Raw genomic sequence first — 2,080 nt, forward strand, 5'->3', positions numbered from 1 at the left:
GATGGATCGAGGCAGCCGAGGAGCCACCGTCCGAGATCCCGGATGACGGAAGGGTGGCCCGACGCTGGCGGCCCCTCGGCTGCCTCGATCCATCGGGTGGCGTAGCGGCGCTGGAGGCGGTCGGTCAGCCGGTCCTCGTCGGTGCCCGCGTCGAGCTGGGTGCCGATGGCGCGGGCGAGTTTCCGCAGGACGAACGGGCTGAGGGCGGGGAGTTCGTGGTGGACCGGCCGGAGGACGCGCCAGACGCGGGGTGAGAGCTGCAGTCCGGGTCCGGTGTACGGGGCGCGGTCGGCGATGGCGGTTGAGGTGGGGGTGTGGGTATCCGTGCGCAGCACGCGATCACCGGAAGCGAACGTGTCCGGCACCGAGTTGTCCACAGGAGTCGCGACCCACTTACGGTCACCTCGCCTACGGCGGATACCCCCACCCAGCTTCGTCTCACCACGTCGGTCAGTACCCAGGTCTTCCACTGTCGCGAGGGATCCGTCATGATCGCCCGGACCCGATCCGTCATGAATGACCGGTGACGCCTCGTCCCACAGCGCCAGTTGCTCATCGGCCACCGGCTCCGACACCGTGGTGGTGATCACCGTGGGAACGGCGTGGAGGGGGTGGCGGTGGGTTTCGTAAGCATGCCGTCCCTGCTCGCCCTCACGGCGGTGCACCGTCAGCCAGCCCGTCGACTCCAGCTCTGCGATCAGGCGGCGTACGTGGCGCTCGCTCAGGTGCTTGCCTGCCTTGTCCCCGGTGTGGTGGTAGAGCTGCTCGGCGAGCTCGGCGGCGGTGACGGGGATACGGCGGGCGGTGGCGTAGGCAAGGAGCGCGTACAGGCGCAGCAGCCGGGGGCTCAGGGCCTCGGCTGCGCGGATGGGGATACGGACCCACAGCTCGCCGGTGGTGAGGGTGCGGGTGACGCGGTGTGCGGACTCGCCTTTGCCGCCGGGCAGGGTGCGCCGTACGGTCGGGATCTCGGTGATGCCGTCGACCAGGTCGGGCCCGATGAGCGGGCGCAAGCCTCTCTCCACCGAGGACTTGGACATGCCGAGGTACTCGGCGATCACCGCGACCTTGGCGGTGCAGCCCTCCGGGCGGAGGGCCAGCGCTGCGATCTTGACGTAGGTGCTCAGGGCCGCATCCGGAAACTGAGCACCCACGACCAGGCGCAGGGGCACTTTGATGGTGTGTCCGCCGGCGCGCGGGCGCGCACCCTCGGCCGCGCGGGGCGGCTCGGGGTGTGCGGCAGCCGAGGGGGCTGCGTGCGCGACGGCGGACATCGGGTTCCTTCAGGTGTGGTGGAGGGTCAGCGGGTGGTGCAGGCGGGATAGGAGGAGCCGCGGTGGCAGTCGTCGTAGACGGAGGACGACACCTCGAACTCGTGTTCCTGGCCGTCCTTGTCGCGGGTGGTCAGCTCGTACTCGAAGTGGCAGGACCGGTGCCGCTTCTTGCCGGTGCCGGTGGTGTGGCACTCGTAGTCGCGGTCCTTGGCGACGACGCGGCCGGGCGGGCCCTGCTCGAGGCCGCTGCTGCAGGCGGTCATGAGCAGTGCGGTCGCGGTGAGGGCGGCTCCGAGCAGGGCCAGGGCGCGCTTCACTGGACGATTCCGGCGGTGCGGGCGGCGGACAGCCAGGTCGCGAACTCGCGGGTGATGCCGTCGTACAGCTCTCCGTCGGTGACCGTGCCCGGGTTGGCGGCGTGGAAGAAGGAGGCGTTGTCGACGGTGCGGCCCGGCAGGGTGTCGAGGGTTTTGAGGAAGAGCATGTTGCGCTCGGGGCCGAAGCCGACGAACGCGAAGAACAGCGGGCGCGTGGACGCGTGGCGGAGGGCGTGCTCGGCGGCGGGCGGGTCGTCGGGTTCGCCGTCGGTCTGGAAGATGACCAGCCCCGGATCGGTCGCGCCGGACGCGTCGTGTTCGGCGACGGCGGCGGCGATCGCCGCGGCGTAGTTGGTGGAGCCCCAGTCCGAGCCGGTGTGGGTGCGGTTGATGACGCCCGCGTAGTTGTCGAGGCGGACGTCGCAGGTGAGGTCGACGCAGGCGCCGAAGTAGGAGATGGGTACGGAGCCCTCGTCGTCGAGGTTCACG

2 protein-coding genes and 1 pseudogene are annotated in these 2,080 nt (G+C 70.6%); all 3 read right to left on the reverse strand.

The genetic code is table 11. The annotated features are described in order from the left end of the window. A pseudogene (locus AOK08_RS22260) lies at nucleotides 1–1,274 on the reverse strand (hypothetical protein); the annotation flags it as partial. Nucleotides 1,275–1,300: 26 nt separating this feature from the next. Then, nucleotides 1,301–1,591 (reverse strand): hypothetical protein, encoded by a 291-nt coding sequence (locus tag AOK08_RS22265; protein WP_055529015.1) that lies wholly within the window; start codon nucleotides 1,589–1,591, stop codon nucleotides 1,301–1,303. Then, on the reverse strand, nucleotides 1,588–2,080 hold a 493-nt coding region (locus AOK08_RS22270), incomplete at its 5' end, for a VWA domain-containing protein (RefSeq protein ID WP_079054194.1). The genes AOK08_RS22265 and AOK08_RS22270, both read right to left, overlap by 4 nt.

The sequence above is a fragment of the Streptomyces graminilatus genome (assembly GCF_001418565.1).
Lineage (GTDB): Bacteria > Actinomycetota > Actinomycetes > Streptomycetales > Streptomycetaceae > Streptomyces > Streptomyces graminilatus.